At 64.0% G+C, this 24564-nt stretch carries 26 protein-coding genes and 1 pseudogene; 14 read left to right on the forward strand and 13 right to left on the reverse strand.

Annotation, left to right across the window (positions count from 1 at the left end; genetic code table 11):
- Positions 1-75 precede the first annotated feature (75 nt).
- A pseudogene (locus tag K675_RS33950) lies at positions 76-630 on the reverse strand (SagB family peptide dehydrogenase); the annotation flags it as partial.
- Here K675_RS33950 and K675_RS33955 point away from each other — a divergent pair.
- A complete protein-coding gene (locus tag K675_RS33955) occupies positions 544-1140 on the forward strand; it encodes a hypothetical protein (RefSeq protein WP_017903448.1) in 597 nt (198 codons plus the stop codon). The pseudogene K675_RS33950 and the gene K675_RS33955 overlap by 87 nt on opposite strands.
- Positions 1141-1409: 269 nt before the next feature.
- Here K675_RS33955 and K675_RS0110350 read toward each other — a convergent pair whose 3' ends face one another.
- Complete coding sequence (locus tag K675_RS0110350; RefSeq protein ID WP_017903449.1) at positions 1410-2606, reverse strand: class I SAM-dependent rRNA methyltransferase; 1197 nt, start codon at positions 2604-2606, stop codon at positions 1410-1412.
- 198 nt (positions 2607-2804) lie between these two features.
- Here K675_RS0110350 and K675_RS0110355 point away from each other — a divergent pair, with 198 nt between their 5' ends.
- From K675_RS0110355 to K675_RS0110365, 3 genes are all read left to right on the forward strand, one after another.
- Positions 2805-3617, forward strand: coding sequence for an HDOD domain-containing protein (locus K675_RS0110355; RefSeq protein WP_198291633.1), 813 nt, complete (start codon positions 2805-2807; stop codon positions 3615-3617).
- Between the two features lie 35 nt (positions 3618-3652).
- Positions 3653-4465, forward strand: a complete 813-nt coding sequence (gene mutM, locus K675_RS0110360) for a bifunctional DNA-formamidopyrimidine glycosylase/DNA-(apurinic or apyrimidinic site) lyase (protein ID WP_017903451.1) — start codon at positions 3653-3655, stop codon at positions 4463-4465.
- A gap of 64 nt (positions 4466-4529) precedes the next feature.
- Positions 4530-4868 carry a hypothetical protein gene (locus K675_RS0110365; protein ID WP_017903452.1) on the forward strand — a complete coding sequence of 113 codons (339 nt, stop codon included), beginning with the start codon at positions 4530-4532 and terminating at the stop codon, positions 4866-4868.
- A 255-nt stretch (positions 4869-5123) separates the two neighbouring features.
- Here K675_RS0110365 and K675_RS0110370 read toward each other — a convergent pair whose 3' ends face one another.
- The 5 genes from K675_RS0110370 to K675_RS0110390 form a co-directional block, all read right to left on the reverse strand.
- Positions 5124-5375, reverse strand: coding sequence for a YfhL family 4Fe-4S dicluster ferredoxin (locus K675_RS0110370; protein ID WP_017124885.1), 252 nt, complete (start codon positions 5373-5375; stop codon positions 5124-5126).
- Positions 5376-5523: 148 nt separating this feature from the next.
- A complete protein-coding gene (gene coaD, locus K675_RS0110375; protein WP_017903453.1) occupies positions 5524-6003 on the reverse strand; it encodes a pantetheine-phosphate adenylyltransferase in 480 nt (159 codons plus the stop codon).
- 113 nt (positions 6004-6116) lie between these two features.
- On the reverse strand, positions 6117-7712 hold the full coding sequence (locus tag K675_RS0110380; RefSeq protein WP_017903454.1) for a GMC family oxidoreductase: 1596 nt from the start codon (positions 7710-7712) through the stop codon (positions 6117-6119).
- Between the two features lie 59 nt (positions 7713-7771).
- Complete coding sequence (locus K675_RS0110385; RefSeq protein ID WP_017903455.1) at positions 7772-8317, reverse strand: twin-arginine translocation pathway signal protein; 546 nt, start codon at positions 8315-8317, stop codon at positions 7772-7774.
- Positions 8318-8340: 23 nt separating this feature from the next.
- Entirely contained in the window at positions 8341-9771 is a 1431-nt protein-coding gene (locus K675_RS0110390; RefSeq protein ID WP_017903456.1) for a coniferyl aldehyde dehydrogenase, read from the reverse strand.
- Between the two features lie 152 nt (positions 9772-9923).
- On the opposite strand from K675_RS0110390, the gene K675_RS0110395 reads away from it, so the two are divergent.
- Positions 9924-10592, forward strand: coding sequence for a TetR/AcrR family transcriptional regulator (locus K675_RS0110395; RefSeq protein WP_017903457.1), 669 nt, complete (start codon positions 9924-9926; stop codon positions 10590-10592).
- A gap of 45 nt (positions 10593-10637) precedes the next feature.
- A complete protein-coding gene (locus K675_RS0110400) occupies positions 10638-11492 on the forward strand; it encodes a sulfurtransferase (RefSeq protein ID WP_017903458.1) in 855 nt (284 codons plus the stop codon).
- A 27-nt stretch (positions 11493-11519) separates the two neighbouring features.
- On the opposite strand, the gene K675_RS0110405 is transcribed toward K675_RS0110400, so the two are convergent.
- From K675_RS0110405 to K675_RS0110420, 4 genes are read right to left on the reverse strand one after another with little or no spacing between them, the layout of a single operon-like run.
- The gene (locus tag K675_RS0110405; protein WP_017903459.1) at positions 11520-12500 is read right to left on the reverse strand and encodes a hydrolase; all 981 of its coding nucleotides are present in this window, start codon (positions 12498-12500) and stop codon (positions 11520-11522) included.
- A 56-nt stretch (positions 12501-12556) separates the two neighbouring features.
- Positions 12557-13174, reverse strand: coding sequence for a 16S rRNA (guanine(966)-N(2))-methyltransferase RsmD (gene rsmD / locus K675_RS0110410; protein WP_017903460.1), 618 nt, complete (start codon positions 13172-13174; stop codon positions 12557-12559).
- Entirely contained in the window at positions 13174-14658 is a 1485-nt protein-coding gene (locus K675_RS0110415; protein WP_017903461.1) for a M16 family metallopeptidase, read from the reverse strand. Before K675_RS0110415 ends, rsmD begins: the two co-directional genes overlap by 1 nt.
- Positions 14655-16007 carry a M16 family metallopeptidase gene (locus K675_RS0110420; protein WP_017903462.1) on the reverse strand — a complete coding sequence of 451 codons (1353 nt, stop codon included), beginning with the start codon at positions 16005-16007 and terminating at the stop codon, positions 14655-14657. Before K675_RS0110420 ends, K675_RS0110415 begins: the two co-directional genes overlap by 4 nt.
- A 355-nt stretch (positions 16008-16362) precedes the next feature.
- Between K675_RS0110420 and ftsY the strand changes: the two genes are divergently transcribed.
- The 4 genes from ftsY to rpoH all read left to right on the forward strand — a co-directional run bounded on the left by ftsY (position 16363) and on the right by rpoH (position 20464).
- The gene (gene ftsY, locus K675_RS0110425) at positions 16363-17793 is read left to right on the forward strand and encodes a signal recognition particle-docking protein FtsY (protein WP_017903463.1); all 1431 of its coding nucleotides are present in this window, start codon (positions 16363-16365) and stop codon (positions 17791-17793) included.
- Complete coding sequence (ftsE, locus tag K675_RS0110430; RefSeq protein ID WP_017903464.1) at positions 17790-18461, forward strand: cell division ATP-binding protein FtsE; 672 nt, start codon at positions 17790-17792, stop codon at positions 18459-18461. Before ftsY ends, ftsE begins: the two co-directional genes overlap by 4 nt.
- Positions 18458-19480, forward strand: a complete 1023-nt coding sequence (gene ftsX, locus K675_RS0110435) for a permease-like cell division protein FtsX (protein ID WP_017903465.1) — start codon at positions 18458-18460, stop codon at positions 19478-19480. The genes ftsE and ftsX overlap by 4 nt, the downstream gene beginning before the upstream one ends.
- 129 nt (positions 19481-19609) lie before the next feature.
- The gene (gene rpoH, locus K675_RS0110440; protein WP_017903466.1) at positions 19610-20464 is read left to right on the forward strand and encodes an RNA polymerase sigma factor RpoH; all 855 of its coding nucleotides are present in this window, start codon (positions 19610-19612) and stop codon (positions 20462-20464) included.
- Positions 20465-21027: 563 nt separating this feature from the next.
- On the opposite strand, the gene mtgA is transcribed toward rpoH, so the two are convergent.
- Positions 21028-21750: a monofunctional biosynthetic peptidoglycan transglycosylase gene (gene mtgA / locus K675_RS0110445; RefSeq protein ID WP_017903467.1), complete on the reverse strand. Its 723-nt coding sequence runs from the start codon at positions 21748-21750 to the stop codon at positions 21028-21030.
- Between the two features lie 70 nt (positions 21751-21820).
- Between mtgA and K675_RS0110450 the strand changes: the two genes are divergently transcribed.
- The 4 genes from K675_RS0110450 to trmB all read left to right on the forward strand — a co-directional run bounded on the left by K675_RS0110450 (position 21821) and on the right by trmB (position 24080).
- The gene (locus K675_RS0110450) at positions 21821-22192 is read left to right on the forward strand and encodes a DUF423 domain-containing protein (protein WP_026145088.1); all 372 of its coding nucleotides are present in this window, start codon (positions 21821-21823) and stop codon (positions 22190-22192) included.
- 90 nt (positions 22193-22282) lie between these two features.
- Complete coding sequence (thiS, locus tag K675_RS0110455; protein WP_017903469.1) at positions 22283-22483, forward strand: sulfur carrier protein ThiS; 201 nt, start codon at positions 22283-22285, stop codon at positions 22481-22483.
- Positions 22484-22550: 67 nt separating this feature from the next.
- Entirely contained in the window at positions 22551-23345 is a 795-nt protein-coding gene (locus K675_RS0110460; RefSeq protein WP_017903470.1) for a thiazole synthase, read from the forward strand.
- 9 nt (positions 23346-23354) lie between these two features.
- Positions 23355-24080 carry a tRNA (guanosine(46)-N7)-methyltransferase TrmB gene (trmB, locus tag K675_RS0110465; protein ID WP_017903471.1) on the forward strand — a complete coding sequence of 242 codons (726 nt, stop codon included), beginning with the start codon at positions 23355-23357 and terminating at the stop codon, positions 24078-24080.
- Between the two features lie 151 nt (positions 24081-24231).
- Here trmB and K675_RS0110470 read toward each other — a convergent pair whose 3' ends face one another.
- Complete coding sequence (locus K675_RS0110470; protein ID WP_017903472.1) at positions 24232-24555, reverse strand: DUF3392 domain-containing protein; 324 nt, start codon at positions 24553-24555, stop codon at positions 24232-24234.
- Positions 24556-24564: the final 9 nt, after the last annotated feature.

Raw genomic sequence — 24564 nt, forward strand, 5'->3', positions numbered from 1 at the left:
CGTTTCTCCATGGCTGTAGCCGGCGCCGACGAACAGCAGCGGCTGTTCGCTCAGACCCTCCAGGTGCAACGCCTGCTCGATCTTCTGCTCGGTCAGGGCCGCGGTCACCCAGGTTTTCAGGCCCAGGGCGGTGGCGGCGAGCTGGAAGGTTTGTGAAACATGCCCGGCTTCCAACAGGGCGACGCGATAGCCCTGGGAATGTGGATACTTCCACCACATCTTGTCGAAGCGGCAAGTAATGAAGACACCGAAAGGCAGGTTTTCGATGAAGTGCTGACCTTGTACCAGCGCCGCCAGCGATATGCCGGGACCTCTTGTCAGTGTCAGTGCATGTTTGTCCGGGTGATAATAGTAGAACCCTGGTCCGATACCGTCGACGTTGTGAATATAGACATAACCTTCGCTGCAGTTCAGTCCGCCACCTGATGGACTACTGCGCCGTCTGCGAAATGCCTGCGGGATGCACGGATCAATATCCAGTTCGCGCTCTCTCAGGTAACCCAGGGAAAGATAGAGAATAGTGCTGAGGTGTTCCAGCGAGACATGCCAGTTCAAGAACTTCCGGCACGTCTTGCGTTGCAGAAGTACGCTGGTGAACTCGTTGTTGTTGGCTTCGCAATGTTCCGGCAAGGGCGTCGGGAGTCGGATCAGGTCTTGGTGCAGGGCTGTGGCATGACGGTGGGGCGGCGGTTGCTGGCGGTGCATGACTTCCCGGCAGTGGGCGAGATAGTTTCGCGCCCATTCCACGCAACTGGCCGGGCTGTTTGCCAGCGGCAGGTCGCGGGTGCCTATGTGGAAGATTCTCGACAGGTCGTCCCAGCCCCAGTGGTCGCGGGCAAAGGTGCTTTCACTGAGGATGCCGGTGGTCACGAAGGTCGAGTCGACAGGATGGGTCGGGTCGAAGCGGGAGGGTTTTTCGACCAGTTCGATCAGCCGGTCGGCATGATATCTATCCATCGAATACTGTTCATGGGACTTGTAGTTCCAGATGACAAGTGCCGGTGGCTTTATCAGGATGAACAGATCGGGGTTTATATGCATGAGTCTGTGCCCGTTATTGGCTCTTCAGGCTGGATCGATGATGGGGAGAGTCGATCCAGCCTGTCTCGGGTTTATTTGGAAGTTCCGAGTAGCGCGTGATGGCCAGCGGAAACTTCATGCTCAAGTTTTATCTTTTCCATTTCACTGTCTCCTTTTTGTTTATATCGCCTCAATAGTGAAGCGATAATTCAGATCATAGGCTTGCGCAGGAAGTTGGCAATAAGGAGTTGTGTAGGTTATGTCCGAGTTATATGTCGGTCATGTCCAGTTGTTGGTGGCAGGCGAGTGTCGGTGGCACTGCTGGGCAAGTGCCGGAGGGATTTCAAGCTTGGGGCACCCGCCCCGGGGCAGGGCGGGGTGCCAGCCACTCAACTGTTGGGCAGCAGGCGGCAGGTGATGCTCTTGATGTAGCGGGTTTCCGGGATGGCCAGGTGCACCGGGTGGTCCGGACCCTGGCCGCCACGCTCCAGCAGTTGGATATTGCGGTCCAGGTGGCGGGCGCTGGTCAGCAGTATGTTCTGCAGGTCGTCTTCCGGCAGGTGCATCGAGCACGAGGCGCTGACCAGGATGCCGTCCTTGCTCAGCAGGCGCATGGCCTGCTCGTTCAGGCGACGGTAGGCACCTTCGCCGTTCTTCAGGTCCTTCTTGCGCTTGATGAACGCCGGCGGGTCGGCGACGATCACGTCGAAGCGCTCTTCGGCGGACTTCAGTTCCTTCAGGGCTTCGAACACGTCGCCTTCGACGCAGGTCAGTTTCTCGGCGAAACCGTTCAGCGCGGCGTTGCGCTCGACGCCGTCGAGAGCGAAGCCCGAGGCGTCGACACAGAACACTTCGCTGGCGCCGAAGGCCGCGGCCTGCACGCCCCAGCCACCGATGTAGCTGAACAGGTCGAGGACTCGCTTGCCCTTGACGTAAGGGGCCAGGCGCGCGCGGTTCATGCGGTGGTCATAGAACCAGCCGGTCTTCTGGCCTTCCATCACCGGCGCCTCGAACTTCACGCCGTTCTCTTCCAGGGCGACCCACTCCGGCACCAGGCCGAACACGGTCTCGACATAGCGCTCGAGGCCTTCGGCATCGCGCGCCGCCGAATCGTTCTTGAACAGGATACCGGTGGGCTTGAGCACCTGAACCAGCGCGGCGATCACGTCGGCCTTGTGCTGTTCCATGGTCGCCGAGGCGAGCTGGACCACCAGGATGTCGCCAAAACGATCGACCACCAGGCCCGGCAGCAGGTCGGAGTCGCCGTAGACCAGGCGGTAGAAGGGCTTGTCGAACAGCCGCTCGCGCAGCGACAGGGCGACGTTGAGACGGTGCACCAGCAGCGACTTGTCCAGCGGCAGGCGGGCATCGCGCGACAGCAGGCGGGCGCAGATCAGGTTGTTCGGGCTCATGGCGACGATACCGAGGGCCTTGCCGCCGGCGGCTTCGAGGATGGCCTGGTCACCGGCCTTGAAGCCGTGCAGCGGGGTCGCGGCCACGTCGATTTCGTTGCTGTAGACCCACAGGTGACCGGCGCGCAGGCGGCGATCGGCATTGGCTTTGAGGCGCAGGCTGGGCAGGGACATGACGTCGCTCCGGGAAAAAAGAGCGGAATTATAGCGGGAGTTGGTGTTCACCGGTTCGTCATGTTTCATGTGATTGAGTTCACATATCAACCATCCTGCGCCACTTTTCCGCTAGAATCGGCGACTCGCCCGGAGTGTGTACCAATGTCCCAAGAACTTTCAGCCGAACAGATCCAGCAGGCCTTGCAAGGCATCAGCGTGCCGCCTCAACCGCAGATCATGGTGGATCTGCAGATGGAGCAGTACATGCCTGATCCGGACCTGGATGTGATCGCCCGGTTGATCAGTCAGGACCCGGGGCTCTCCGGCGCGCTGCTGAAAATCGTCAATTCGCCCTACTACGGGCTGACCAACAAGATCGCCTCGATCCAGCGGGCGGTGACGCTGCTGGGCAGCCGTTCGATCATCAATCTGATCAACGCGCAGTCGATCAAGGGCGAGATGGCCGATGAAACCATCGTGACCCTCAACCGCTTCTGGGATACCGCCCAGGACGTGGCGATGACCAGCCTGACGCTGGCCAAGCGCACCGGCTCCCAGGCCATCGACGAGGCCTATGCCCTGGGGCTGTTCCACGATTGCGGGATCCCGCTGATGCTCAAGCGTTTCCCCGACTACATGACGGTGCTGGAGCAGGCCTACGCCAATGCCGGTCCCGAGAAGCGGGTGGTGGATACCGAGAATGACGCGTTCAACACCAACCATGCGGTGGTCGGCTACTACACGGCCAAGTCCTGGCGCCTGCCGGAGCACGTGACCAACGCCATCGCCAACCACCACAACGCTTTGGCGATCTTCAGCGACGAATCGACCCGCAACAGCCAGTTGAAGAACCTGCTGGCGATCCTGAAAATGGCCGAGCACATCTGCGAATCCCACCGTGTCCTGGGCAACCAGACCGAGGATCGCGAGTGGAATGCCATCGGCCACCTGGTGCTCGACTACGTCGGCCTTTCCGACTACGACTTCGAGACACTCAGGGAAAACATCCGCGAACTGGGTGCGCACTGATTCGGGCGCACGCCATTTCCTGAACTGGAATCCCCATGCCTGAACTACCCGAAGTCGAAACCACCCGGCGCGGTATCGCGCCTCATCTGGAAGGGCAGCGGGTCAGTCGCGTGATCGTCCGCGACCGGCGCCTGCGCTGGCCGGTCCCGGAAGACCTCGATGCGCGCCTGTCCGGGCAGCGGATCGTCCAGGTCGAGCGGCGGGCCAAGTACCTGCTGATCAATGCCGAGGTCGGCACACTGATCAGTCACCTCGGCATGTCGGGCAACCTGCGCCTGGTCGAAGTCGGTATGCCGGCGGCCCGGCATGAGCATGTGGATATCGAACTGGAGTCGGGACTTGCGCTGCGCTACACCGACCCGCGCCGCTTCGGTGCCATGCTCTGGAGCCTCGACCCGCTCAATCACGAATTGCTGGCACGGCTGGGGCCGGAACCGCTGACCGACCTGTTCGACGGCGAGCGGCTGTTCCAGTTGTCCCGCGGACGTTCGATGGCGGTCAAGCCGTTCATCATGGATAACGCGGTGGTGGTTGGCGTGGGTAATATCTATGCGACCGAGGCGCTATTCGCCGCCGGCATCGACCCACGGCGCGAGGCCGGCGGGATTTCCCGGGCGCGCTATCTGAAGCTGGCGATCGAGATCAAGCGGGTGCTGGCCCATGCCATCGAGCGTGGCGGCACCACCTTGCGCGACTTCATCGGCGGCGATGGCCAGCCGGGCTATTTCCAGCAGGAGCTGTTCGTCTATGGGCGTGGCGGCGAGCACTGCAAGGTGTGTGGCAGCGGTCTGCGCGAGATTCGCCTGGGGCAGCGCGCCAGCGTGTATTGCCCGCGTTGTCAGAGCTGACCCGAGTCGTCGGCAGGCGCTATAGTGAGTCTTTGCCCTCATCGCTCAGCCGAAGGATAGCGCCATGACCCCGTTTCGTACTCTGGCCTTGTTGCTGGCCCTGACCTTTGGTCTGCAGTCACTGCCGGCCCTGGCCGAAGACGGGACCAGTGGCGACCCGACCTACCAGATCCAGAACCCACCGGCCTACGCCATGATCGGCGACCTGTTGGTCGCGCGACCATTGCTGGTGGGGGCGACTCTGGTCGGCACGGCGGCTTTCGTGGTGTCGCTGCCGTTCACCGTGTTCGGTGGTGTCAAGGGCGTGGGCAAGGCCGGCAAGGCGCTGGTGGTCGACCCCGGCAAGGCGGCGTTCGCCCGTTGCCTGGGCTGTACGGCGGAAGGGTTCGACGGCGATCAGTGATCTGCCGGGGTGGCTTTCGCGGCGACCGTGGGAGCCGGACTTATCCGCGAACCGCCGAAGGCGGCCAGTATCCGACCGCTCATCGCAGGGGGAATTAGAGACAGTTGGCTCCCACGGTTTTCCATGTTCACACGATTTGTGGACACCGCAATACCGTGGGAGCCGGCGGTCCGGCGCCCCGGTTTATCCGCGAAGGGGCCGGCAAGCCTTGATCATGACCAGCGGGGCTCCCATGACAGCCGTGTTACGGGGATATCAGGCCTTGCCGGTAATCTTGCGATACTTGGCCATCAACTCGTCCTCGGTTTCCGGATGAGCTTCGTCCAATGGGATGCAGTCCACCGGGCAGACCTGCTGGCACTGGGGTTCGTCGTAGTGGCCGACACACTGGGTGCACAGGTTCGGGTCGATCACGTAGATCTCTTCGCCCTGGGAAATGGCGGCGTTCGGGCACTCGGGTTCGCAGACGTCGCAGTTGATGCAATCGTCGGTAATGATCAGGGACATGGGCACTCCGGCCAGGGCAGCAGGCCCTGGCAACGTGAAAACTTGATGTGTCAATTGTGCCGCATTGACGCGCTCAGTGCACGCGGGTGCGACAAGACGGGCGTCAGGGGTGCCGTTCGTGGCAGCCCCTGGGCGCTGTCAGCGCGGGTTACTTCTTGAAGCGCAGGGTCAGGGCGTCGGCCACCGTCGGGTGGACGAATTTGCTGATATCGCCGCCCAAGGCGGCGATTTCACGAACCAGCGTCGAGGAAATGAACGAATAGCGCTCCGACGGCGTGAGAAACAGACTCTCCACCTCCGGTGCCAGTTGACGGTTCATGTTCGCCAGCTGGAATTCGTACTCGAAGTCCGAAACGGCCCGCAGCCCGCGCAGGAAGATGTTGGCGTTCTGCTCCTTGGCGAACTGCGCCAGCAGGGTGGAAAAACCCATCACTTCGACGTTGGGCAGGTGCTTGGTGACCTCGCGGGCCAGCTCCACACGCTGTTCCAGCGGGAAAAGCGGGTTTTTCTTCGGGCTGGCGGCCACGGCAATGATCACGTGGTCGAACAGGCGCGCGGCGCGTTCGACCAGATCGCCATGGCCCTTGGTAATCGGGTCGAAGGTACCTGGGTACAACACTCGGTTCATCGCGTCGTCCTGTCGGGAGTCCGTTGGGGAGTCGGATGGTATCGCAGCCTTTCCTGTCGGCCAAGTCAGGACGCATGGAAGAAAGCCCTATGGACGTCGTGAATATTCCTCGTCTAGGCGCTTTTCAGACGTTCGGCCAGGGCTGTCGCCAGTTGGGCCGTGAGCCCGTAGATCGACAGCTGCGGGTTGGCGCCGATGCTGGTGGGGAACAGCGAACCGTCGTGGATCGACAGGTTGCGCAATTGGTGATGGCGACCGAGGCTGTCGGCGACCGCGGTCTTCGGGTCTTCGCCCATGGCACAGCCGCCCATCACGTGGGCGCTGCCCAGACGGGTGCGGTAGGTTTCCAGGCGCAGGCCGTCGATCAGCGTCTTGGCCTGGGCGAGCGAGTTGACGTAGTCGGCATCGGCATGCAGTGGCAGCACCGATTTGGCACCGGCGGCGAACTGGATCTCGGCCATGCTGTGGAATGCCCGGCGCAGGCCGTCCCAGGCGTAGGGCGACACCTGGTAGTCGAGTACCGGCGTGCCATCGCCACGCAGCTCCACCTCGCCGCCCGGACTGTCCGGGTGGAAGCCGTCGCGCATCAGGGCCAGCATCATGTGGGTGTGGGGCAACTGTTCCATGCGCAGGGCGCTTTGCGGGCCGAAGCCTCCGAGCAGGGTGCTGGCCAGGGCCGGTTGCAGTGGAGGCACTTCGAGTTTGTAGGACATGTGCCCGGTGGTGCCGTCCAGCCACTGGAAATGGTCGGAATAGATCGACTGCGGAGCGCCGTAGTAGGGGTTGATCACCTCGGAAAACTGCCCGGCGGAGAAATTCACCAGATGCAGGAAGGTGCGTTTGCCCAGTCGATCATGCGGGTCGGGTGCCTTGGAGCGCAGCAGCAGCCCCGGGCTGTTGATGCCGCCGCCGGCCAGTACGTAGTGACGGGCCTTGACGCTGATCTTGCGGCCATTGGGCGCGACGCAACGGGCATCCATGGCCAGGCATTGCAGGCCGCTGATCTTGTCGCCGTCGATCACCAGCCGTTCGGCACGTGCCAGGTAGAGCAGTTCGCCGCCTTTTTCCAGGGTGGCGGGTATGGTGGTGACCATCATCGATTGCTTGGCGTTGGTCGGGCAGCCCATGCCGCAGTAGCCCAGGTTCCAGCAGCCGCGCACGTTGCGCGGGATGACCTTCCAGCTGTAGTTGAGCTTTTCGCAGCCGTTGCGCAGCACGTCGTTGTTGGCGTTGGGTGGCATCATCCAGGGCGCGACGCCGAGCCGCTGTTCCATTTTTTCGAACCACGGCGCCATCTCGGCGGCGCTATGGCCCTTGACGTTGTGTTCCCTGGCCCAGTGCTCCAGGGTCGGTTCGGGCGTGCGGAAGCTCGAGGTCCAGTTGATCAGCGTGGTGCCGCCGACGGCGCGGCCCTGGAGGATGGTGATGGCGCCGTCCTTGCTCATGCGGCCGATGCCTTCCTGGTAGAGGCTGGTGTAGGCCTCGTCCTCGAGCATCTTGAAGTCGTCGCTGGTCTTCAGCGGCCCTTCCTCGATCAACAGCACCTTGTAGCCGGCGGCGCTGAGGATTTCGGCGGTGGTCCCGCCACCGGCACCGCTGCCGATGATCGCGACATCGGCTTCCAGGGTCAGGTCCTGCTGCAGTTGCGAGCCGTTGTAGGTTTTCCAGCCGCGGGCCAGGCCTTCGCGGAACAGATCGGGTACCGGCATGTGACGCCTCTTTTTATAGTTGTTTTGACAGGTGTGCCTGGTTGAGGGCGGCGGCGAAGCTAGACCTTGGGCGGCCCTGGATAGCCGCAGTGGGCCCAGGCCTCGGGGCGGTTGTACCAGGCCATCATCACCAGTTGCAGCAACGAGGCATGGCCCATGCGCAGCAGGCTCAGGAAGCTGTTTTCCCAGCGTTTGAGAAAAGCCCGTATCTGCTCGGGGCTGGCATTTTCCCAACCACCCCAGATGCCGGTCAGCGGGCCGCGGGTCAGCCCCATGCCGAGCACGTCGAACAGTTGGCGGGTGAGCTTGAGCATTTCCGGCGAGAGGTGAGCGAGGCTCTTGTCGAGGCTGGCCAGGGTCTGTTCGACGGCGGCAGGCATCTTGTCGGGGCTCACCGCCCCCTGCAGCATCACCGGGATCAGCGCCCGCAGGAACGGCAGGTCAGCCGTCTGCAGCACGACGAAACCGTTCGCTGGCCCGGCCGCCGAACAGCCGGTCAGACTGGCGGTCAGTCCCGCGGTGGTGAGAAAAGCACTGGCGCAGAGGCCGAGCTTCAACAGGCCGCGCCGTGACAGCGCGGGCGATTCGGACAGGCTTGAAGTCATTATTGTTATTCACCTGGGTCAGTTCAGCGGACGAACAGCTTCTGGATCAGTTTCTGGATCGATTTTCCGTAGGGTGGGTAGATCAACCGGGCGGCGTTGAAGCGCTGCTTGGTCAGCACGCCCTTGGCCTTGCTGAAGGTCAGGAAACCTTCATGGCCGTGGTAGTGGCCCATGCCCGAGGGCCCGACGCCGCCGAACGGCAGATCCTCCTGGGGTACGTGCAGCAGCGTGTCGTTGAGGCAGACCCCACCGGAATGGGTTTCGTGCAGGACCCGCTGCTGTTCGCGCTTGTTGTAGCCGAAGTAATAGAGCGCCAGTGGGCGAGGTCGCTGGTTGATGTAGGCGAAAGCCTCATCGAGACCGTTGTACGGGACGATCGGCAGCAACGGGCCAAAGATCTCGTCCTGCATCACGGTCATCTCGTCGCTGACGTTCAGTAGCAGACTGTGCCCCATGCGACGCTGCTGGCCCTGGTCGAACAGCGGGATCAGCAGCGCGCCCTTGCTGGTGGCGTCGCTGATGTAGCCGTTGAGTCGGCTGAGCTGTCGTTCATTGATGATGCTGGTGTAGTCCGGGTTGTCCGCCAGGGTCGGATAGAAGCCACGGACCGCCTGGCGATAGGCCTCGACGAAGGCGCCAACGCGCTCTTGCGGCACCAGCACGTAGTCCGGGGCCACGCAGGTCTGGCCGGCGTTGAGGGTCTTGCCGAAGGCGATGCGTTCGGCGGCATCCTTGAGCGGCACGTCGCTGGAGACGATCGCCGGCGACTTGCCGCCCAGCTCCAGGGTGACCGGGGTCAGGTGCTCGGCGGCGGCGCGCATCACGTGCTTGCCGATGCTGGTGGCGCCGGTGAACAGCAGGTGATCGAACGGCAGTTTGGAGAACGCCATGCCGATGTCCACGTCGCCGAGCACCACGCACACCAGGTCTTCGGGGAACACCCGGCCCAGCAGTTCCTTGAGCAGCAGGCCGGTGGCCGGGGTCGATTCGCTGAGCTTGAGCATCACCCGGTTGCCCGCGGCCAGGGCGCCGACCAGCGGGCCGATGGCGAGAAACAGCGGGTAGTTCCACGGCACGATCACGCCGATCACCCCCAGCGGCTGGTAGACCACTTTGGCCGAGGCCGGCTGGAAGGCCAGGCCGACCTGGCGCCGTGCCGGTTTCATCCAGCGCTTGAGGTGCTTGCGGGCGTAGTGGATGCCATGGAGGCTGGGCATGAGCTCGGCCAGCAGGGTCTCGTCGGCGCTGCGGTTGCCGAAGTCGGCGCTGATGGCTTCGATGATTGCCTGCCGTTCGTCGCTGAGCAACCGGCGCAGGCTCTCCAGCCACTGCCGGCGCTGCTCGGCCGGGGGCATCGGATGCGCGGCGTAGGCCTGGCGCTGGGCCTGGAACAGGCGCTGGAGCTGGCTCTGTTGCTGCTCTGATTCCTGCAGGTAGGCGATTTCGGCAGACATGGCGCACTCCAGAAAATGTGTTTTTATTTTTAAACAAATGTTTAGAGCTAAAGCTCGAAAATGTCAACAGCCGTGGGCGCCACGAATCGTTTATCCGTCGCGTGATAGGCCGTAAGATGCGGGGCACCGCATTGTTGAAGTAAAGCCGAGTCATGGCCCCACGAATAAAAACCAGCGAGCGCATCGTCCAGAACAGCCTCGATCTGTTCAACCAGCAGGGCGAGCGCAGCGTCAGCACCAATCACATCGCGGCGCACATGGAGATTTCTCCGGGCAACCTCTACTACCACTTCCCCAACAAGCAGGCGATCATCGCCGTGCTGTTCGCCGAATATGAGGCACTGGTGGACAGTTTCCTGCGCCCGCCGCAGGGCCGTGCGGCGACCATCGAGGACAAGCGCTTCTATCTCAAGGCGCTGCTGGCGGCGATGTGGCGCTATCGTTTTCTGCACCGTGACCTCGAGCACCTGCTGGAAAGCGATGCCGAACTGGCCGGGCGTTACCGGCGGTTCTCCCAGCGCTGCCTGATCCAGGGGCAGTCGATCTACAAGGGCTTCGTCGATGCCGGGATCCTGGCGATGGACGCGGTACAGATCGAGTCGCTGACCCTCAACGCCTGGATTGTCCTGACCTCCTGGGTACGTTTTCTCAGTACCACGCGGGAAAGCGCCAACCACCTGAGCGAAGAGTCGATCAAGCGTGGGGTGTATCAGGTGCTGGTGCTCGAGTCGGGCTTCGTCACGCCCCAGGCCCGCGACGCGGTCGACAGGTTGCTGAATGAATTCTACGTTCCCCTGGCCAAGGCGCTTGAGGAGGCCTAGGGGACGGCCGGTTGTTCCCGTTATCCACTTCATGAGGAATGAGACATGCCCCTTGCGCAACTGATCAGCCCGCAGCAACTGGCCGAGCGCCAGGCCAGGCCCGGGGTGGTGATCCTGGATTGCCGCTTTGCCCTGGAAGATCCCGACTACGGCCAACGCAGCTATGCCGAGGGGCATATCGAGGGCGCGCATTTCGCTGATCTGGAGCGCGATCTCAGCGGCCCGGTGACCAGGGGCGTGACCGGTCGTCACCCGCTACCGGAGCCGACGGCGCTGGTGGAGCGCCTGCAGGCCTGGGGTGTCAGTGTCGACAGCGAGATCGTGCTGTATGACGATGGCCCCGGCATTTACGCGGCCCGGGCCTGGTGGCTGCTGGCCTGGCTGGGCAAGCGCGACGGCGTATTCCTGCTCGATGGTGGGCTCAAGGCCTGGCATGCGGCGGGGCTGCCGTTGAGCCTGAATCCGCCGCCGTCCGGGCGTGGTACCTTCGTCGGCAGTGCGGATAACTCGTTGCTGATCAGTGCGCAGCAATTGCAGCAGCGTCTTGGCCAACCGTCCCTGACCCTGCTCGATGCCCGTGCGTTGCCGCGTTTTCGCGGTGAGGTCGAGCCGATCGATCCGGTTGCCGGGCATATCCCGGGTGCGCAGTGTGCGGCGTTCAACGAGAACCTGGGGGCCGACGGACGGTTTTTGCCGGCCGATCAGCTCAGGCAGCGTTTTGCCGCGCAGTTGGGCGAGCGCCCGGTGCAGGAACTGGTTGCCTATTGCGGTTCCGGGGTGACCGCGTGCCACAACCTGTTCGCGCTCAGCCTGGCCGGATATCCACTGGCGACCCTGTATCCGGGGTCGTGGAGCGAGTGGATCACCGACCCGCAGCGGGCGATCGCTACCGGCGATTGACTTCCGGGGCCATCACAGAGGTGATGCTCAGCGGCCCGCCAGCCACTCTGGAATCCGCCGTTCCAGGTAGTAGCCGGGCCTGCTCAGGCTGCCGTCGACGAAGCCGACGTGCCCGCCCTTGCCCTGCAGCTCGAACTCGGTATCCGTCGCCAGCTCGGCCGGCTCCGGCAAGCTGTGACGAAAAACGAAAGGGTCGTCCGCCGCCTGGATGATCAGCGTCGGCGTACGGATCGCACCGAGAAAGTAGCGGCTCGATGCCCGGCGGTAATAATCCTGGGCATCCCGGTAGCCATGCAGTGGCGCCGTCACCCGGCCATCGAAATCCCAGAAGGTGCGCATGCCCGTGAGCGGGCCCAGGTTGCTAAGGGTCGCCAGCCCCTCGGCTCGTCCGTCGTGCTGGAACCGGCGCTGCTTGTCCTTGATGTAGGCGAGCATCTCGCGCATGAAATGCGCCTGGTAGACCTTGGAAAAGCCTTGGCCGATGCGGTCCGCGCACTGGTCGAGCCGAAACGGTACCGAGACCGCGACGGCCGCCTGCAGACCGCTGTCGGCGGCGCTTTCCCCCAGGTGTTTGAGCAGCACGTTGCCACCCAGCGAGTATCCCACGGCATGGAGCACCGCCAGGGGGCGTTTGCGCTGGAGGTGGGCGATGGTCGCGGCGAGGTCTTCGCTGGCCCCGGAGTGATAGCTGCGGGGCAGCAGGTTCGGTTCGCCGGAACAGCCGCGCCAGTTCAGCGCGACGCTGGCCCAGCCGCGTTCGGCCAGGGCCTGCTGCATGCCGACGATATAGGGTGAGTTCGAGGAGCCGGTCAGCCCGTGCAGGAGCAGCACCAGCGGTGTCGTGGCTTCGTGCGGGCCGAACCAGTCGAGGTCGAGGAAGTCGCCATCGTCCAGCCAGAGTCGTTCGCGCTGGCGTTCGAGGACGGCCTTCTTGCGCCAGAGTGGACCCCAGAGGGTTTGCAGGTGAGGGTTGCCCAGGCCGGGGGCGGGGCTGAAGCGGTTGGACATGGGCGTTCGGTCTGTTTCGGTCGTGGGTGCGCCAGGCGGCGCACCCGGTCGATCGATCAGCCGGCGGCCGGTGCGCTGCGTTGCCATAGCGCATAGTACACCTGCCCGGACTTCTGCTCGCGGTGCAGGCGCCAGTTGCCCGGCAGGCCGAGGGTCGAGGGTGCGGTTTCGCTTTCGGTGTAGACCCAGGCATCGTCGGCCAGCCACTGGCGCTCTTCCAGCAGCGTGCAGACACCCGGCAGCAGGTTCTGGTTGAACGGCGGGTCGAGGAACACCAGGTCGAACGCGCTGGCTGGCTGGGTTTCCAGGTAGCGCAGGGCGTCGGCGGTCTGCACCTGGCCGACGGTGCAGCGCAGGGTGCCCAGGTGCTCGCGCAGGCTGGAGACGGCGACATGGCTGGCGTCCAGTGCCTGGCCCATGGCGGCGCCACGGGACAGCGCCTCGAGGAACAGCGCGCCGCTGCCGGCGAACGGGTCGAGCACCTTCGCTCCGGCGACGTAGGGCGCCAGCCAGTTGAACAGGGTTTCGCGCACGCGGTCCGGGGTCGGGCGCAGTCCCAGGACATCCGGAAAACTCAGGCGACGGCTGCGCCATTCGCCGCCGATGATGCGCAGTTTGTTCACGCCGTTGTGCGGGTGTGCGGGTTTCTTGCTGTGACGCGATGGGCTGGCCATTAGTGCTCCGGAACCCCGAGCGGCTGCTCGGCGGGTTTGTCTGTCGGCGGCGGCAACGGTTTTTGTGGCACCGTCGGGCCGGCGGTGACGACGATCATCTTGTCGACGCCCAGGTGTTTGTCCATGGCGGCCTTGACCTGTTCGACGGTCAGCGCCTGGGTTTGCCGCATGAAGTCTTCAAGGTAGTTCAGCGGCAGGTTGTAGAACCCCATGGCGCCCAACTGGCCGACGATATCGCTGTTGCTGGCGGTGGACAGCGGGAAGCTGCCGGCCATTTCGCGCTTGGCGTCGTCGAGTTCCTTCTGGGTCGGGCCGGACTTGAGGTACTCGGCCAGCACGTCCTCGACCAGCTTCTGCGTGCCTTCGCTCATTTCGGCGCGGGTCTGCAGATTGATCATGAACGGGCCACGGGCCTGCATCGGGCTGAAGCCGGAATAGATGCCGTAGGTCAGGCCGCGTTTCTCCCGCACCTCGCTCATCAGCCGGGTGCCGAAACCGCCGCCGCCGAGAATCTGGTTGCCCAGGGACAGCGCGGCATAGTCGGGGTCGGCGCGGTCGATGCCCATCTGCGCCAGCAGGATGGTGGTCTGCTTGGACGGGAACTCGATATGCCCGCTGCTCGGTTGCGGGTCCTTGGCGAGGGCGATCTTCGGCAGCGCCGGGCCTTTCGGCAGGGCCGCCGAAACCTGGGCGGTCAGCGCTTCGGCTTCGCTGCGCGAGAGGTCGCCGACCAGGGCGATCACCACGTTGCCGGCCGCATAGGCCTTGGCGTGGAAGGCGCGCAGTTGCGCAACGGTGATCGGCGGGATGCTCTTGGCGGTGCCTTCGCTCGGGTGACCGTAAGGGTGGTCGCCGTAGAGGCGCTGGGACAGGTCCAGGCTCGCCAGTTTGCCGGGGTTCTGTTTCTGGAATTCGAAGCCGGCCAGCAACTGGTTCTTGATCCGGGCCAGTGAGTCGGCCGGGAAGGTCGGCTTGCCGACCACCTGGGCGAACAGCTTCAGCGCCGGCTCGCGTTTATCGGGAGCGCTGAGGCTGCGCAGCGAGGCGATCGCCATGTCCTTATAGGAACCGTTGCCGAAATCCGCGCCGAGGCCTTCGAAGCCACGGGCGATGGCACCGACATCCTTGCCGGCCACGCCTTCGTTGAGCATGGCGTTGGTCAGTGTGGCCAAGCCCGGGGTGTTGCCGTCCTGGCTGCTGCCGGCGGCGAAGGTCAGGCGCAGGTCGAACATCGGCAGTTCATGGGCTTCGACGAACAGCACCCGGGCGCCTTCGGCGGTGTTCCAGGTCTGCACGTTGAGGCTGCGCCGGGCCGGTGCCTTGTCGTCCAGTTCAGCCAGCGACTGCAGCTTGTGGCTCGACCTGGCCTCCTCCAGGGCCTGGCCGGCCTGGGCACTCGACAGGCCCAGCAGGGGCAGGCCGAAGCCGCCGAAGGCGACGATCAGGGCCAGGCCGGGCAGGGTGAAGCGCGAACCCTTGCTCATGGGCGGGTCTCCTCGGGCAGTACATGGGCGACGCTGAGACGTTCGCGGGTGAAGTAGGTGCGGGCGGCCTTCTGGATGTCTTCCGGGGTCACGCTCTGCAGGTCGGCCAGTTCGCTGTCCATCAGTTTCCAGGACAGGCCGACGGTTTCCAGTTGGCCGATGGCGGTGGCCTGGCTGGTGATCGAGTCACGCTCGTAGACCAGCCCGGCGATGACCTGGGCGCGTACGCGTTCAAGCTCTTCAGCGGTCGGCGGCTTGGTCTTGAGCTGGTCCAGCAGGCGCCAGAGACCGGCCTCGGCGTTGGCCAGGGTCTTTTTCTTCTGCACGTTCGGCATCGCCGACAGGGTGAACAGGCTGTCACCACGGGTATAGGCGTTGTAGCTGGCCGAACCGCCGGAAATCAGCTCTTCGCCGCGCTCCAACTGGGAAGATAGGCGGGCGCTGTAGCCGCCGTCGAGCAGTGCGGCGATCAGGCGCAGGGCGTTGACCGAGCGCGGGTCCTGCGCGGTGGCGATGCTCGGCACGTTGAACCCGAGCATCAGGCTCGGCAACTGGGTCTTGACGTGCAGGGTGATCTGTCGCTCGCCGGGTTCGTCCAGCTCGCGCGGGATCTTCGCCGGTGGCGTGTCGCGCCGGGGGATCGCGCCGAAGTAGCGCTGGGCCAGGTTCTTCACCTCGTCCGGGGTGACGTCGCCGACCACCACCAGGGTGGCGTTGTTCGGCACATACCAGGACTGGTACCAGTGGCGCAGTTCCTCGACCTTCATGCGGTCGAGGTCGGCCATCCAGCCGATGGTCGGCGTGTGGTAGCCGCTGGCCGGATAGGCCAGTGCCTTGAAGCGCTCGAAGGCCTTGCCCATCGGCTTGTCCTCGGTGCGCAGGCGACGCTCTTCCTTGATCACCTCGATCTCGCGGCTGAACTCGTCGGCCGGCAGGCGCAGGCTGGCCATGCGGTCGGCTTCCAGCTCGAAGGCCACGCCCAGGCGGTCGCGGGCCAGGACCTGGTAGTAGGCGGTGTAGTCGTCGCTGGTGAAGGCGTTTTCCTCGGCGCCCAGGTCACGCAGGATCAGCGAGGCCTCGCCGGGGCCGACTTTTTCGCTGCCCTTGAACATCATGTGCTCCAGGGCGTGGGACAGGCCGGTCTGGCCCGGGGTCTCGTAGCTCGAGCCGACCTTGTACCAGACCTGCGACACCACCACCGGAGCGCGGTGGTCTTCGCGGACCACGACCTTCAGGCCGTTGTCGAGGGTGAATTCGTGGGTCGGTTGCGGATCGGCGGCAAGGGCCGCGAGCGGCAGGCAGAGCGTGCCGAGCAGCAGGCCGGCGGTGCGGCGGGCTAGAGCATTCATTCGTTCTTCAACCTGTAGGACTGCCCGCTTGGTTTAGCGTCGGCGGGCGAGGAGGTGCTAGGATACTGATCCGTTTTACTGGCGGCCACGTCTATCCGGTTCCTGTGCTGCGTGCCTGGTCCGGAAAGGCTGTATGGGTCAACGGCCGAAAGCCGCGCTCTGCCACCGCAGATCGTGGTGTTTTCGCCGATTTTGCCGTTCCAGATCTTCGTTTGGCGTCTGACTTCAGAGAAGTTCGATCTTCTCGACAAAATGTTGCGCCTGAACAAGCGGGTTAAATCGCAGTCTGTTCTGCATCGAATATTATTTGCCGACGTGCCCATGGCGCGTCGCCACCTTGAGATAGCCGTCCTCCATGTTTGGTTCCAACGACGACAAGAAGACTCCAGCTGCGGCTGGCGAGAAAAAAGGCCTGTTCGGATGGCTGCGCAAAAAGCCGCAGGAAACCGTCGTCGAACAGCCGCGGGTCCAGCCTGAAGCCGCACCTGCGCCGGTCGTCGAGCCGGCCCCGGTAGCTGTCGAGGTGCCCGCGGCGGTCGAGCCGGTGCGCGAGCCGGTTGCCGAGGTATCGCCACACTCGGCGCCCTGGCCGCCCCTGCCGGTGGCCGAGGAGCCGGTCGCGTTGGTCGAGGATGTCCAGGCCGAGCATGTCGTGCCGCCGATTCCGCCGGCGGTTGAACCGGTCGCGCCAGCGCCGCAGTTCGTCGAGCCTGCACCTGCACCTGCACCTGCACCTGCACCGGTCGAGGCGCCTGCGCCGGTCGCCGCTGTCGCGCCCGAGCCTGCGCCTGTTCCTGTGGCGCCTGCCGAGCCGGCAGTGGTGGAACCGGCCAAGCCAGCCGCGCCGGAGGCCAAGACCGGCTTCTTCGCCCGCCTCAAGCAGGGCCTGTCCAAGACCAGCGCCAGCATCGGCGAAGGCATGGCCAGCCTGTTCCTCGGCAAGAAGGCCATCGATGACGACCTGCTCGAAGAGCTGGAAACCCGCCTGCTGACCGCCGACGTCGGCGTCGAGGCCACCGGGGTGATCATCCGCAGCCTGACCCAGAAGGTCGCGCGCAAGCAGTTGACCGACAGTGACGCACTGTACAAATCCCTGCAGGAAGAGCTGGCGGCGATGCTCAAGCCGGTCGAGCAGCCGTTGCGGATCGACTCGCAGCACAAGCCCTACGTCATCCTGGTGGTCGGCGTGAACGGTGCCGGCAAGACCACCACCATCGGCAAGCTGGCCAAGAAGCTGCAGCTCGAAGGCAAGAAGGTCATGCTGGCCGCCGGCGACACCTTCCGCGCCGCGGCGGTGGAACAGTTGCAGGTCTGGGGCGAGCGCAACCAGATCCCGGTGATCGCCCAGCACACCGGCGCCGACTCGGCCTCGGTGATCTTCGACGCGGTACAGGCGGCCAAGGCCCGTGGCATCGACGTGCTGATCGCCGACACCGCCGGTCGCCTGCACACCAAGGACAACCTGATGGAAGAGCTGAAGAAGGTCCGTCGGGTGATCGGCAAGCTCGATGAGCAGGCGCCGCACGAGGTGCTGCTGGTACTCGACGCCGGTACCGGGCAGAACGCGATCAACCAGGCCAAGCAGTTCAACCAGACCGTCCAGTTGACCGGTCTGGCCCTGACCAAGCTCGACGGCACCGCCAAGGGCGGGGTGATCTTCGCCCTGGCCAAGCAGTTCGGTGTGCCGATCCGTTATATCGGCGTGGGCGAAGGCATCGACGACCTGCGCACCTTCGAAGCCGAACCCTTTGTCCAGGCCCTTTTCGCCGAACGGGAGCGTTCATGATTCGTTTCGAACAGGTCGGTAAGCGCTATCCGAACGGTCACGTCGGCTTGCATGAGCTGAGCTTTCGGGTCCGTCGCGGAGAGTTCCTGTTTGTCACCGGCCACTCCGGGGCCGGCAAAAGTACCCTGTTGCGCCTGTTGCTGGCGATGGAGCGGCCGACCTCCGGCAAGCTGCTGCTGGCCGGCCAGGACCTGGGCCAGATCAGCAACGCGCAGATTCCGTTCCTGCGCCGGCAGATCGGCGTGGTGTTCCAGAACCATCAACTGCTGTTCGATCGCACGGTGTTCAACAATGTGGCGCTGCCGCTGCAGATCCTTGGCCTGTCCAAGGTCGAAATCGCCAAGCGGGTGGATTCGGCACTGGAGCGCGTGGCCCTGTCGGACAAGGCCGAGCTGTACCCCGGCGACCTGTCCACCGGCCAGCAACAGCGCGTCGGCATTGCCCGGGCCATCGTCCATCGTCCGGCGCTGCTGCTGGCGGACGAACCGACCGGTAACCTCGACCCGCGCCTGGCGGCGGAGATCATGGGGGTGTTCGAGGACATCAACCGCCTCGGCACCAGCGTGCTGATCGCCAGCCACGACCTGGCGCTGATCGCCCGCATGCGCCACCGCATGCTGACCTTGCAACGCGGCCGATTGATCGGCGATGGGGAGGCCGGCGTATGAGTGCGACCCGCAGTCCAAAAGTGGCCGAGCGCGTGGCGCCGAAAGCTTCCGAAGCGCCACCACCGAAGAAAAAACGCGACGAGGACGACGGTCCGGACTTCGGCACACTGCTGCGCGCCTGGATCGAAAGTCATCGCGCCAGCCTGGCGGACAGCCTGCGCCGACTGGGCAAGCACCCGATCGGCAGCTTCTTCACCTGCATGGTGATGGCGGTGGCGCTGAGCCTGCCGATGGGCCTGTCGCTGCTGCTGAACAATGTCGAACGCCTGGGCGGCTCCTGGCAGCGGGCGGCGCAGATCTCGCTGTACCTGCAACTGGACGCCAGCCCGAGCGAGGGCGAGAGCCTGAGCGAACAGGTCAAGGCCATGCCGGGCGTGGCCGATGCCGAGTTCATCAGCAAGGAAAAGGCGCTGGACGAGTTCCAGCAGCAGTCCGGGCTGGGCGAGGCGCTCAAGGAGCTGCCGCAGAACCCGTTGCCGGGCGTGGTGCTGGTGACGCCGGAGGAGGTGGACAAGCCGACCCTGGAAGCCTTGCGTCAGCGCCTGGCCGAGTTGCCCAAGGTGCAGCAGGCACAGCTGGACCTGGTCTGGGTCGAACGCCTGGCGGCGATTCTCAAGCTGGGTGACCGGTTTGTCTTCGGCCTGACAGTGCTGCTGGTTTCCGCATTACTTTTGGTGATAGGCAATACCATTCGTCTTCATATTGAAAACCGCCGCACCGAGATAGAAGTGATTAAACTGGTGGGCGGCACCGATAGCTATGTGCGTAGGCCGTTTCTGTACATGGGCGCGCTTTATGGCTTTGGCGCCGGGATTCTGTCCTGGGGCGTCCTGGCTTTTGGCCTGAACTGGCTGAACGAGGCGGTGGTCGGGCTTGCGGGGCTCTACGGCAGCGATTTCGCCCTGGCGGGTGTCCCGGTTGCCGATGGTCTGTCGCTCTTGCTTGGCGCGGTGCTGTTGGGGTATATCGGTGCGTGGATTGCGGTCGCGCGGCACCTGCGGGAGCTGGCACCGAAGTAATTAATGTCAAATTAATGTGTTTTTGTTGGTATTGACCGTAGTGGCGGTTAAAAGGAACTTGTTCAGGGGTTCCCGGTCAATGTTCGCAGTGCTTCACTGCACGAGTCTGTGAGTCGGAGGTTTTTTCGTATGACCACTTCTTTGCAACCTGCCTATGCGTTGGTCCCGGGTGCGAACCTGGAGGCCTACGTCAACACGGTGAACAGCATTCCGCTGTTGTCGCCGGAGCAGGAGCGTGAACTGGCCGAGAGTCTCTACTATCAGCAGGATCTTGAGGCCGCTCGGCAAATGGTGCTGGCCCACCTGCGTTTCGTCGTTCATATCGCCCGCAGCTATTCCGGCTACGGCCTGGCCCAGGCAGACCTGATCCAGGAAGGCAACGTCGGCCTGATGAAGGCCGTGAAGCGCTTCAATCCGGAAATGGGCGTGCGCCTGGTGTCGTTCGCCGTGCACTGGATCAAGGCGGAAATCCACGAGTTCATCCTGCGCAACTGGCGGATCGTGAAAGTGGCGACCACCAAGGCCCAGCGCAAGCTGTTCTTCAACCTGCGCAGCCAGAAGAAGCGTCTGGCCTGGCTGAACAACGAGGAAGTCCACCGCGTGGCGGAAAGCCTCGGCGTGGAGCCGCGTGAAGTGCGCGAGATGGAAAGCCGGCTGACCGGCCAGGACATGGCGTTCGACCCGGCGGCGGAAGCCGACGACGACAGCGCGTTCCAGTCTCCGGCCAACTACCTGGAAGACCATCGCTACGACCCGGCGCGCCAGCTGGAGGATGCCGACTGGAGCGAAAACTCCAACAGCAACCTGCACGAGGCCCTGGAAGTCCTGGACGAGCGTAGCCGCGACATTCTCTACCAGCGCTGGCTGGCGGAAGAGAAGGCCACGCTGCACGACCTGGCGCAGAAGTACAACGTTTCGGCCGAGCGTATTCGCCAGTTGGAAAAGAGTGCGATGAACAAGCTGAAGGCGTCGATTGCCGCCTGAGTGTTCGCTGTCATGAAAAGCGCCCCGACCTGGTCGGGGCGTTTTTGTTTGGAGGGGAGGTGTGCTGGTTGTTCGGGGTTTAACTGGTTGTTCAGGGCCTGGCGGGTTGGCCAGGCCTTGACTGGTTATTCAGTGCCTAGCGGGTTGGCCAGGACCTAACTGGTTATTCAGTGCCTAGCGGGTTGGCCAGGACCTAACTGATTGTTCAGTATTTACATGTGGCGAGCGGGCTTGCCCGCGCTGGGCTGCAGCGCAGCCCCAAAACCTGCCGTTGCGTTGTGTCAGGTGCTGCCTGGTGGCAGGTTTCAGGGCCGCTTCGCGCCCCAGCGCGGGCAAGCCCGCTCGCCACACAGGGTGCATCTCCAAATAGGGTGCATCTCCAAATAGGGTGCATCCCCAACAGGGTGTATCCCCACACAGGGTGCATCCCCAAACAGGGTGCATCCCCAAGCAGGGTGTATCCCCAAGCAGGGTGCACCTCCAAACAGTATGCACTCCCGTACTGGGATCATTCCTGCACAGGGCTCACTTCCATAAGAGCCACCTGCTACATTCGGGTTGTTTCAGAGTGCCCAGGGCGCTCTACGCGAATCGTTCAACCCCGCCAGATACCCGGTTCCACCCAACTGACTCATCTGCTGCCGTATCCACCCCGCCCGCCGCGCCACATAGGTGCTCGGGTGGCTGGCGCTCCATTCCCGCGGGTTGGGCAGCACCGCCGCCAGCAGGCTCGCCTGCTGGCGCGACAGAGCGGCCGCACTGACCCCGAAATGATGTCGCGCCGCCGCTTCCGCGCCGAACACGCCTTCATCCCACTCGACGCTGTTCAGGTACACCTCGAGAATCCGCTGCTTGGGCCACAGCGTCTCGATCAGCACGGTGAACCAGGCCTCCAGCCCCTTGCGCAGATAACTGCGGCCGGACCAGAGGAACAGGTTCTTCGACACCTGCTGGCTGAGGGTGCTGGCGCCACGGATCGAGCCACCACGCTCGTTGTGCAGGAAGGCCGCCTGGATCGCATCGAAGTCGAACCCCCAGTGTTCGGGAAACTTCTGGTCTTCGCCGGCCATGACCGCGACCTTGAGTTCGTCGCTGATCTGGTCCCAGGGTTTCCAGGTCCGTTGCAGGTCGATCGGCTCGCCCTCGGTCCACGACTCGATCTTGCGCTCGACCATCAGCGCCGTACCGGGTGGCGGCACCCAGCGAAACAGCAGCACCAGCAACACGCTGGCGATGGCGAACCATTTCAGGGCGACGAGCAGGCGGCGGAAAAGGAATTGCAGCATAGAGATGGCTTGGCCGGGGCGTAGGAGCGGGCCATTATACAGACCCTGTGTTCCCTGAATGGAGTTCGTCATGCTGCGTGTTTTCCTGCTGCTCGCCGCGATTTTCGGTTTCACCGGCGTCGGCCTGGGGGCCTTCGCCGCCCACGGCCTGAAAAACCGCCTGAGCGCCGACTACCTGGCGATCTTCCATACCGGTGTCACCTACCAGCTGGTGCATGCCCTGGCCCTGTTCGGTGTGGCGCTGCTGGCCGCCCATGTCCCCGGGCGCCTGGTGACCTGGGCCGGTTCGGCGTTCACCCTCGGCATCCTGCTGTTCTCCGGCAGCCTGTACCTGCTGACCCTCAGCGGTGTGAGCAAGCTGGGCATCATCACCCCGTTCGGCGGCCTGGCCTTTCTTGTCGGCTGGTTCTGCCTGGGCCTTGCCGCCTGGCGCCTGAGCTGACCGCGTGGTCCGCTTCAAGACGAATGGCTTGGGTCGCCCGGACTGATCGGGCTAGAATATTCGCCCCTAAAAATGATGGCAGTCCGGCGCATGCGCATTCAATTGAACGGCGAATCCTATGAACTGCCCGACGGCGAAACCGTCGCGGCCTTGCTGGCCCGGCTCGACCTGGTCGGGCGGCGGGTGGCGGTGGAGCTGAACCTGGATATCGTTCCGCGCAGTCTGCACGCCGAAACCGCCCTGCGTGAAGGCGATCAGGTCGAAGTGGTACACGCCATCGGTGGCGGCTAGTCCTGCTCGCGGTCCCGCGCCCTGATCCACCCCCAGCAAGCCCTGAACCTTTCAAGAGGATGTGTGCATGAGCACTGTTCGCAGCGACAAGCCTTTCGTGCTGGCCGGCCGTACCTACCAATCCCGTCTGCTGGTCGGTACCGGCAAATACCGTGACATGGAGGAAACCCGCCTGGCCATCGAGGCCTCGGGTGCCGAGATCGTCACCGTCGCGGTGCGCCGCACCAACCTGGGCCAGAACCCGGGCGAGCCGAACCTGCTGGACGTGCTGCCGCCGGATCGCTACACCATCCTGCCGAACACCGCCGGTTGCTACGACGCGATCGAGGCCGTGCGCACCTGCCGCCTGGCCCGCGAGCTGCTGGACGGGCACAACCTGGTGAAGCTGGAAGTGCTGGCCGACCAGAAGACCTTGTTCCCCAACGTGATCGAGACCCTCAAGGCCGCCGAAGTGCTGGTCAAGGAAGGCTTCGACGTGATGGTCTACACCAGCGACGACCCGATCATCGCCCGCCAGCTGGCGGAAATCGGCTGTATCGCGGTGATGCCGCTGGCCGGCCTGATCGGTACTGGCCTCGGCATCTGCAACCCGTACAACCTGCAGATCATCCTCGAGGAAGCGAAGATCCCGGTGCTGGTGGATGCCGGCGTGGGCACCGCCTCCGACGCCACCATCGCCATGGAGCTGGGCTGCGAGGCCGTGCTGATGAACTCGGCCATCGCCCACGCCCAGCAGCCGATCCTGATGGCCGAAGCGATGAAGCACGCTATCGTCGCCGGCCGCCTGGCCTACCTGGCCGGGCGCATGCCGAAAAAACTCTATGCCAGCGCGTCCTCGCCGCTGGATGGTCTGATCAAGTAAGAGCCTTTGATGACTGAATCGAACGAAACGCCAATCCACACGGAAGAAGGCGAAGAGCGCCAACACCGCCGCATCAAGAGTTTCGTGATGCGCGCCGGGCGCATGACCGAAGGCCAGCAGAAGGGCCTGGAGCAGGGTGGTCCGCTGTTCATCCTGCCACTGGCCGACGCCCCTGTGGATTTCGACCAGGTGTTCGGCCGCTCCGCGCCGCGCTCGCTGGAGATCGGTTTCGGCATGGGCCACTCCCTGCTGGAAATGGCGGCGGCAGCCCCGGAGCAGGATTTCATCGGTGTCGAAGTGCATCGTCCGGGTGTCGGTGCGTTGCTCAACGGCGTGCTGACCCAGGGGCTGAAGAACATCCGCGTCTACGACTGCGACGCCATCGAGGTGCTGAACCGCTGCGTGGCGGACAACAGCCTGGACCGGCTGATGCTGTTCTTCCCTGACCCGTGGCACAAGAGCCGGCACCACAAGCGTCGTATCGTTCAGGCGTCCTTCGCCGAGCTGGTGCGCAGCAAGCTGAAGGTTGGCGGAATCCTGCACATGGCCACCGACTGGGAGCCGTATGCCGAGTACATGCTGGAAGTGATGAATGTCGCGCCGGGTTATCGCAACCTGGCTGAAGACGGCAAATGCGTGCCACGCCCGGCCGAGCGGCCGATCACCAAATTCGAGCGCCGTGGTGAACGCCTTGGGCATGGCGTGTGGGACCTGAAGTTCGAGAAGCTGGCGTAACGCAACGCCTACAGAGACTGATCGTTCCCACGCTCCGCGTGGGAACGCCTCTCTGGACGCTCGGCGTCCGTTCTTGTGACGCGCAGCGTCACGGGTTGCATTCCCACGCGGAGCGTGGGAACGATCAAAGGGTGTGTGAATACAGGCGCAGTCAGCGCCGATCCGCCACCACCCCGATCAGGATCAACACCACCAGCAGCACCGGCGCCAGGCTGTAGTTGTTGAACTGGCTCAACCCGCGCACCACCCAGGGCGTGGCGTAGATCAACGCCAGGCCGCTGCCGATCATGCACAGCAGGGCCATCAGTGGTACGCGCAGGGCGCCGGCGATGCTGCCCAGGCGCTGGTCGACCCAGGCCTTGATATCCGCACCGAACAAAACCAGCAGGCATCCCACCAGCGCCAGGGATATTTCCGAGAGGTTGCTGCGACTCCAGCGCGATACCGTGGCAAGCAGGCCGAGTATCAGGTCCATGGGGTTTCC

This window comes from Pseudomonas fuscovaginae SE-1 (assembly GCF_000364705.1).
Lineage (GTDB): Bacteria > Pseudomonadota > Gammaproteobacteria > Pseudomonadales > Pseudomonadaceae > Aquipseudomonas > Aquipseudomonas fuscovaginae_A.